This window comes from Microcoleus sp. N9_A2 (assembly GCF_036701775.1).
Lineage (GTDB): Bacteria > Cyanobacteriota > Cyanobacteriia > Cyanobacteriales > Microcoleaceae > Microcoleus.
The window spans coordinates 1-7,925 of record NZ_JAUBRH010000110.1 but is presented as its reverse complement, the minus strand read 5'-3'; the positions used below and the strand labels follow the sequence as shown (position 1 = coordinate 7,925).

The window sequence follows — 7,925 nt, the reverse complement described above, 5'->3', positions numbered from 1 at the left end:
GCTCTTTTACAGGTATGGTTTTGGGACGAAAGTGGATTTAGTTTAAGAGTAATTAGAAGGAAAAATTGGTGTAAAAAGGTAGTCCTGCATAGCAAGGAAAATTAAGGTTTTAATTGATAGATAAACTGGCGTTATACTCATGAATAAAATACCAAATAGCCCCAATATGATTGGAGAGTTTTTTGGAGAATGAAAGAGTTTTTCTCACCAATCTAGATATTCTTTGTCTCATCGTATTATTAAATCTTTCTATATAGTTTGTCAGGCCAGTCTCCTTTCCTACTGCCTTGTATCTTTTTTGAGGAAAAACTGTTCCGTAGGCACTCCAAAAGTCTGTATAACTTACGGCACATTGACGATAAACTGGTGGTAAAGAATCCCACAATCCTTGAGCTACAGCTTGATCTCTTTTGCCAATATATACTCCTACAATTTCTTTAGTTGAGGCATCAATTGCCAGCCAAATCCACTGCTTATTATCCTTATTGCCTACAAATGACCACATTTCATCACATTGAATTGTTAGCTTCCCTTTCTTTTTTGACTTGACTTCTACTTCTCTTTTTACAGCTCCTAATTTTTTATTAACATAGTATTGCAACCACCGTTCCGAAACCCCAGTCGCCCTCACAATCCCAGCCAGAGATATCTTTTCTAATAAAAGTCGATCTATCAACTTTTTTGTTGCTGATGAAATCGGTTGATGTCTGGGACTCATAACAAATTGTCTTCCACAATCTCGACATTTAAAATTTTGTTTGCCGGAGCGACTGCGACCATTTTTCAAGATGTATTCAGAGTTGCACTTGGGACAGTTCATAAGCTAAAAGTCAAGGTAGGTTAAAAGAATAAAATTATAACACATTTTCCTTGCTATGCAGGACTACCTGTAAAAAAGGGACTCGAAGCAAGAAAAGAGGAGACAGAAGAAAGGGTCGTATTAATGTCATGGGTGGAGTGAGATATTCAGACAAGAAAAGATGGGTAGATTTTATGACATCTGGAAATTCTGCTAATTTTTATGCAGTGCTGAAAAATTTTTATGCAGATTTAAGAGCCGAGTGGATATTGCAAGGAAATTTAGCGGAAGACTTTAAAGATAAAGGCTGTAAATTTGTACTCATTTTGGACAACGCTAGTTTTCATAAAAAAGCCGAAACTTTGCAGAAAATAGCGACAGAAATGCCGAATCTAATCATAGAGTTTTTACCCAAGTATAGCCCCGACTACAACTTGGTTGAATTAGTGTGGCATTCCGCCAAGGAATATGTTGCAAATAGATTATTTGAATCCATTGAAAAACTAGAGTCACTGTTACATAAACTGTTAAATGAAGGAGAATTAATTATGAAATGGAACCGAAAAGTCAAAAACAAAGGTAACTTAGTTAATGCAGTTTAGATGTTTGACAGCTTATCCCATTTTGGTAAAGTTTCAGAACGTTGCCATGAGGGCAAATACTGTTTTAACTCATGAGGTAAGACTTTTACGCCTTTCTCATAAGTTGTCTCAATTAAGTTTACAATCGGCTTAATTCCTTTCCATGTCATGTTAGATGTCCAGTTTACGGCTGTTTCAACTGAATTTAAAATAGTACCATTCCAATAGTGTTCAAGTGCTGCCCAACAGCGTTCAATTGGATTATACTTGCGCTCGATATGGCGGGTAGTAAATTAGTCGGATTCTTAAACCAATTCTCTGAGATAAGTCAATGATACGTTTGATGAATTGTGTTCGATTACAGGGCTAACGCATCTAAATCTTATGTTAGCAGAATCTGGTATATTGGAGAATAATTATTGATTACATACGAAACATTTAAGCAGAGTTAGTTCTTATGAAACTAAAGCCTAACATCACCATTGCTGACCATTTTTCTAACTTAGAAGATCCCAGGATTGAGCGAACGAAACGCCATTAATTAATTGTAATTGCTCAACCCCCTTGACAACAAAACGAGAAAGACATTATAGCAATCCTAAATGATTTTCTAGACCTATAACAATCCTAATTAATTTTCTGCGTGCAAGTATATTTATGTATTTTGGGGAAATCAAATTTATGTTCGTTAGTAAAAAATTCAAACAAAAATTTAACAATCTTAAAAGACCTACATAAATACCAATACTTTCTTAAAAAAAATTTAGCTTGTAACCAAATATCTTCAACGGGATTCTGTTGGGGAGCATTTGGAGCAAATAAAATACAAGTAATTGACCAATCATCAGGCTCTTTGTCACCATTTACTTCTAATAAGAAATCTCTAAATTCGCCATATTTATGATAACTAGCTCCCTCCCAAATTAAGATAATTTTTTGATTTTTATATTTATTTTGTAAATATTTTATGAATTTAAATGTCGATTTTCCATCACCAGATGGATGGCTCTGAACATGGAATTCTTTGCTTTGATAATTTAGGGCGCCAAAATAAGTTTGTCTATTTTTTTCATTGGTAATTGGGACTTCAATTCTGATTTTGGATTGACCCCAAACATAACCAGTCAGATCGCCATGAAGTAGATGACATTCATCTATAAATAATACTATTATTTGCCCGGATTCTATGCCAGCATTGTTTTTGAATAAAATATCGTTAATTTCTTCCGTCTTTTTTTTGACCAGTTCGATCTCAAATTTAGGATTGGTTTTTTGAGTTTTTTCCCAACTAATTTTCGCCCGGTTGAAAAGTTCATAGTAACTCTGTTTTGATTTATATATCACACCAAACTCTCGATCTAAATAAGTAACTAGCTCATCTAAACTCCAATATTCTTTATTCTTTAACCACTCGATTACTTCAGTATTTTGTAGAGCTGTTAAATACCCTTGTGACCCTTTATGCCCTAGCTTGATTCCTTCGATTCCTTTGGTTTGAAATTGTTTTTTCCAATAACCAACAAAAAATTCACTTACACCGAGAATTTTGCTAATCTCATGGTAGAACTTGCCTTCGACAGCCATCCTTACAGCTATTGCTCGTTTAAGTTCTCTTGCATCGATATCACTTTTAATGAAAGATTCTAATTGAGTTATTTCATTTTCCATATCTTTGAGGGGCAGTTTTAAGTTATTCATATTTTTATTGTCACAATCAAGTATTGCATATAATTGTATCATACTCTTGATAATGATTTAGGATTGCTATAGATAAAGGAATGGAAAAACTCCCCGACTTAAAGCAACTATCGAACGAGGCAAAAGAAGCCTTGATAAGCTGCTACGCAGCTAAACCGGATAAAATAGCATTGCCTTTATTTTTGATTTTTCGATCCCATTTAATAACCATTTCTCCTTCATTTAATAATCTATGTAGTAATTCTGACAATTCTTCTACTGACTTAAACAGTCGATGTGCTATATATTCTTTCGCTGAATGCCAGACCAATTCAATCAAATTATACTCGGGGCTGTAAGGTGGCAAAAATTCTAAAATAATATGAGGCATTTCGGCTGATATTTGGCTCAGAATATCTTTCTTTTTATGAAAACTAGCATTGTCTAAAATAATGACAATCTTTATTCCTGATTCGGCAAAATTTTCAGCTTGATTACCCAATTCTCTCCATTCTTGAACTATCGAATCATTTAAGGCATTAATTTGCTCATAAAATGTATTAGAGTCTCCTCTTTTTATCACAAAATTTAACCTTTTTTTGTCATGATATCTCAACCCACCCATGATATTTACTCTGCCTCTTCTCCTTTGACCTGTGATTTTTTTTCGACTACCTTTTTTACCCCAAGTTTTTCTTATTATCACTCGTAAACTGAATCCACTCTCACGCCCTTTACCATACCTGTAAAAGCTCGGGCGTTTGTTGGGTTATTCTTAAATACTCCGATAGCTTCTGTTTAAATACTTCTCTTTCAAGGGGATTTTGTTTGTCCTCTAAACTATATTTAGCCCAAATGTAAACGTATTTTTTTTTATGTAGTATCCGGGATATTTGGGAACCACTCAATTTAATTCCTGTGACTTTTTCTAAATATGTTGCTAGTCTGGCTGCCGTCCATCTCCCAAATTCATATCCATATTCTTCCGGATCTTTATCGATTGTATCTATCAATATTTTTTCATACTCTGGAGTGACTTTGCGAAAATTGCCTGGGCTTCTTTTATCTAAAAAACTATCCAAATTATCTGGGTCGCCATGAACTGACCAATAAGCTAATGTTGTGTAAGCAATCTCCATGAATTCACTAATTTCTCTATAAGTTCTTCCGTCATTTATTAGCAATAAAATTAGAACTTTTTCCCTCACGTAATTATCGTCAGACTCTTTTAGTAGTTTAACGAGTCTCTGTTTTTGATTTTGAGATAGATGGTTTTTGGCTGGCATACATTATAACTCATGATCGCTTATCTTATATTTATATTATACAATCTAGCTGCGTATCAGCTTAGTAGAGCTATGGCAGGAAATCCAAAAACTCACGGCAGCTTCTTCAGTCACAGACCAAGTAAAACTAGGCGCTTCCCCCAGTAAAACTAGCAAAAATTCTAGCACTCCACCGTCGAAAGGATTCAAGCCGAACATCAAGCCGTCGAAAATTGAAGGCATCAAAAGACAAAGAAGCGTCGGAAGAGCTGGAGGGGGAAGACAGCTACATCCTGAACCCGATCAAGTAATTATCGCCCAACTGAAAAGTTGCCCCCAGTGTGGAGAGAAAGTCACCGCCGCCACCCAAAAATTGCAATCCGTCTACGAAAAAATCGAACTACCCCCAATTCGCCCCATCATCACCCGAATAGAACGTTATGGTGGTCAATGTGCCTGTTGTCAAACCGAGTATGTTGCACCTGCACCATTGGGAATGGAACCAGGCTCACCGTTTGGCAGTTCAATTCAAAGCCTAGTCACATATCTTCGTTACACTCATGCCATCAGCTACGAACGGCTATCTTCCCTATTAGCATCCGTCTTTGGACTAAAGATATCAGAGGGAGCAATCGCCAACTTGCTCTTGAAAGTGAAAACCAATTTAGATGAGCAAGTAACTCAAATATTGCAACCGCTGCGTCGGGCGAAATTAATTTGCTCAGATGAAACCAGTGCGAGAGTTAACGGGCAGAACCAATGGGAGTGGGTGTTTCAGAACCAGGATGTTTGTTTACACGTCATCCGCCCCAGCCGAGGCAGTGGGGTCATAAACGAAGTTCTCGCAGAACATCGTCCCGATATCTGGGTGTCAGACTTATTTAGTGCTCAAAAAAATCATCCAGCGCCACAATGGCAAGTGTGCGAGTGCTCATCAATTACGGGATTGCCAATATGCGATTGATGCTGGGGACAAAATTTTTGCCCCAGCGATGAAGAGGTTATTCTTAAGGGCTTTTATCATTCATCGGCGACGATCAAAAATGGACGAGACTAGACTCTTAAGATATCGAACAAATTACAGGAAAGATTAACCCAGATTTTGGATTTAGTGCCAGACCAAAAGGATGGGATCCGGTTACGAAAACGTTACGGTGGGCTGATTGACAATTTATTTCTATTTTTAGAAGACGCAACAATTCCACCCACCAATAATAGTAGTGAACAGGCGATTCGGATGAGTGTGATATTTCGCCGTGTGACCAATGGCTTCCGTTCGGAATGGGGCAGGGCGAACGCATCTAAATTTAATATTAACAGAATATGGTATATTGGAGCAGAATTATTGAGTATCAAAAAAAAAAAAATAGAGTTTACCATTATGAAACCCAAACCTAAAATCACCATTGCCGACCATTTTTCCGACTTAGAAGATCCAAGAATTTAGCGGACGAAACATCATCAACTAATTGATATTGTCACGATCTCAATTTGTGCAGTAATTTGCGGTGCTGATACATGGGTGGACATCGAAAGTTACGGGCGAGCTAAACACGAATGGTTAAAGAAAATTTTAGAACTGCCGAATGGTATACCGAGCCATGACACAATTGCGAGAGTATTTTCTCGCCTCAAACCTGAGCAATTTCAGAAATGTTTTTTGAGTTGGATTCAATCTATTAGCTGCTTCAATCCAGGAGAAGTAATCGCAATTGATGGCAAGACTCTTCGCCATTCTTACGATCGGGGAGGAGCCAAAAAAGCGATTCATATGGTCAGTGCTTGGGCGACCAGTCAAAGATTAGTTTTAGGACAGGTTAAGCTTGATAAAACATCCAATAAAATCACAGCAATTCCGGCTTTACTCAAAGTATTAGAATTAAGTGGAAGCATTGTCACTATTGATGCAATGGGCTGTCAAAGGTCAATTGTGAAGTCAATTGTCGAACAAGAAGGAGATTATGTAATCACCTTAAAAAAGAACCAACCATCTCTGTATGCCAGAGTAGAAGCGTTGTTTAAATAAGCAATTAGACAAAAATTTTCTGGCTTTACACATACAGCTTATTCGACGAAAAAAGAGAGTACTCATGGTTGCTCAGAAATCCGACATCACTTAATGCTAAGTGACATTAAAGAGCTAATTGACCCCGACAATCAATGGGAGAAACTTCATAGTATAGGTCTGATAGAATCCGTGAGAATAGTCAATGGAAAAACAACTATTGAAACTCGTTATTATATTAGTAGTTTACCAAATGATGCTCAAAAACTTGGTGAATCAGTCCGCAGCCATTGGGGAATTGAGAATTCTTTACATTGGGTATTAGATGTGGGTTTTCGTGAAGATGATTGTCGGATTAGAAAAGATAATGCTCCGCAAAACTTTGCTATTCTTAGACATATCTCTCTCAATCTTTTGAGTCAAGAAAAAAACTCAAAAACTGGAGCAAAGAACAAGCGACTTCGAGCCGGGTGGGATGATGAGTATTTGACTAAAATCCTCGCTGTTTCAGTCAACTAAATTCTCACGAACAACTCATTGCTAACTATTATACAACTTGTAAACAGTGGTTGTAAGCTTTTTATTGTCTCAAACATGGCAGCAAGTAAAAATCATCATTAATCAGCTCCTCTTTTCTCTTAAAAGTCATTACAAAGTGGGTCTAGAGCTTCTAACAATAGACATCTCCAAAATAGAAACTTTTGTGGTAAAATAGTAGATCGTTAGTTTTTCAGCAGGAAAATATGAGCAACCTATTAAATTATATTAAAAATAATAACCAAGAAACGCAGCGATTAGTAGGCATCAAGTATGAGCAACTAGAACAATTAATAAAGCAGGCTCTCGTCTTACATACAGAAAAGCAACAGGAGAGCCAAGCCTCGAAAGTTAGAATCATCAAGAAAGGGGGTGGTCGTAAAGTAAAGCTATCCAAGGAACAGCAAATTCTTTTAACTTTGACATATTTAAGACATTTAACAACATTTCAATTGTTAGGAATTCAATGGGAAGTTAGTGAGTCAACCGCCAACAATATATTTAATTACTGGTTTCCCATTCTCCAAAAACTCCTGCCATCAAGTTTACTTGAACAGGTAAAAAAAAATGCGAGTGATTACGAGATAGTTCAAGAAATTTTAACGGACTATGAACTAATAGTAGATAGTGAAGAACAGCCAAGAGAGAGACCGTCCGAGTATGAAGAACAGAAAAAAATTACTCTGAGAAAAAAAAATCATACTTTTAAAAATCAAATTATTGTGTTGCCAGATGGTCAAGATATTGTTGATATAATTGCAGGAAAGCCAGGCCCCTCAAGTGACATAAATTTATTTCGTGAAAGTTTGAAAAACTTTCACCCCCATCAAAAATTTCAAGGTGATCAAGGTTATATTGGAGAACCATCAATTAAAACACCCACGAAACAACCAAAAAAAGGAGAATTAACTTCGTCACAAATGGAAGCCAACAAAAAAAATGGCTGCTGACCGAATATTTGTCGAACATTTAATTCGTTTATTGAAAACTGTAGTTTAGACTAACCAAAGATGAGAACGGTGGCAAAAGAAGAACTAGAGCCACCGCGCTAGGAGAGAATG

The 7,925-nt window shown here is 36.6% G+C and carries 6 protein-coding genes and 4 pseudogenes; 5 read left to right on the top strand and 5 right to left on the bottom strand.

Features of this window, described 5'->3' with window-relative positions; translation table 11 throughout:
- Positions 1–109: 109 nt before the first annotated feature.
- Positions 110–820 carry an IS1 family transposase gene (locus QUA44_RS29700; protein ID WP_333310080.1) on the bottom strand — a complete coding sequence of 237 codons (711 nt, stop codon included), beginning with the start codon at positions 818–820 and terminating at the stop codon, positions 110–112.
- Positions 821–870: 50 nt separating this feature from the next.
- Between QUA44_RS29700 and QUA44_RS29695 the strand changes: the two genes are divergently transcribed.
- On the top strand, positions 871–1,401 hold the full coding sequence (locus tag QUA44_RS29695) for an IS630 family transposase (RefSeq protein ID WP_333310078.1): 531 nt from the start codon (positions 871–873) through the stop codon (positions 1,399–1,401).
- Here the strand turns inward: QUA44_RS29695 and QUA44_RS29690 are convergent.
- The 4 genes and pseudogenes from QUA44_RS29690 to QUA44_RS29675 all read right to left on the bottom strand — a co-directional run.
- Positions 1,398–1,737, bottom strand: a pseudogene (locus QUA44_RS29690) (ISAzo13-like element transposase-related protein); the annotation flags it as partial. The gene QUA44_RS29695 and the pseudogene QUA44_RS29690 overlap by 4 nt on opposite strands.
- A gap of 270 nt (positions 1,738–2,007) precedes the next feature.
- Positions 2,008–3,078 carry an IS630 family transposase gene (locus QUA44_RS29685; protein ID WP_333257397.1) on the bottom strand — a complete coding sequence of 357 codons (1,071 nt, stop codon included), beginning with the start codon at positions 3,076–3,078 and terminating at the stop codon, positions 2,008–2,010.
- A gap of 142 nt (positions 3,079–3,220) precedes the next feature.
- A pseudogene (locus QUA44_RS29680) lies at positions 3,221–4,343 on the bottom strand (IS630 family transposase).
- Between the two features lie 45 nt (positions 4,344–4,388).
- Entirely contained in the window at positions 4,389–4,565 is a 177-nt protein-coding gene (locus QUA44_RS29675; protein ID WP_333276852.1) for a hypothetical protein, read from the bottom strand.
- 130 nt (positions 4,566–4,695) lie between these two features.
- Between QUA44_RS29675 and QUA44_RS29670 the strand changes: the two genes are divergently transcribed.
- From QUA44_RS29670 to QUA44_RS29655, 4 genes and pseudogenes are all read left to right on the top strand, one after another.
- Positions 4,696–5,286 carry an IS66 family transposase gene (locus QUA44_RS29670; protein WP_333257392.1) on the top strand — a complete coding sequence of 197 codons (591 nt, stop codon included), beginning with the start codon at positions 4,696–4,698 and terminating at the stop codon, positions 5,284–5,286.
- Between the two features lie 102 nt (positions 5,287–5,388).
- A pseudogene (locus QUA44_RS29665) lies at positions 5,389–5,598 on the top strand (IS66 family transposase); the annotation flags it as partial.
- Between the two features lie 105 nt (positions 5,599–5,703).
- Positions 5,704–6,846 (top strand): annotated as a pseudogene (locus tag QUA44_RS29660) (ISAs1 family transposase).
- 224 nt (positions 6,847–7,070) lie between these two features.
- Positions 7,071–7,814, top strand: coding sequence for a transposase family protein (locus QUA44_RS29655; protein WP_333257389.1), 744 nt, complete (start codon positions 7,071–7,073; stop codon positions 7,812–7,814).
- The last annotated feature ends 111 nt before the right edge of the window (positions 7,815–7,925 follow it).

Coding starts and splice junctions, on each gene's coding strand:
- QUA44_RS29700 (WP_333310080.1), bottom strand. CDS start 820: ATGAACTGTCCCAAGTGCAACTCTGAATACATCTTGAAAAATGGTCGC.
- QUA44_RS29685 (WP_333257397.1), bottom strand. CDS start 3,078: ATGAATAACTTAAAACTGCCCCTCAAAGATATGGAAAATGAAATAACT.
- QUA44_RS29675 (WP_333276852.1), bottom strand. CDS start 4,565: ATGCCTTCAATTTTCGACGGCTTGATGTTCGGCTTGAATCCTTTCGAC.
- QUA44_RS29655 (WP_333257389.1), top strand. CDS start 7,071: ATGAGCAACCTATTAAATTATATTAAAAATAATAACCAAGAAACGCAG.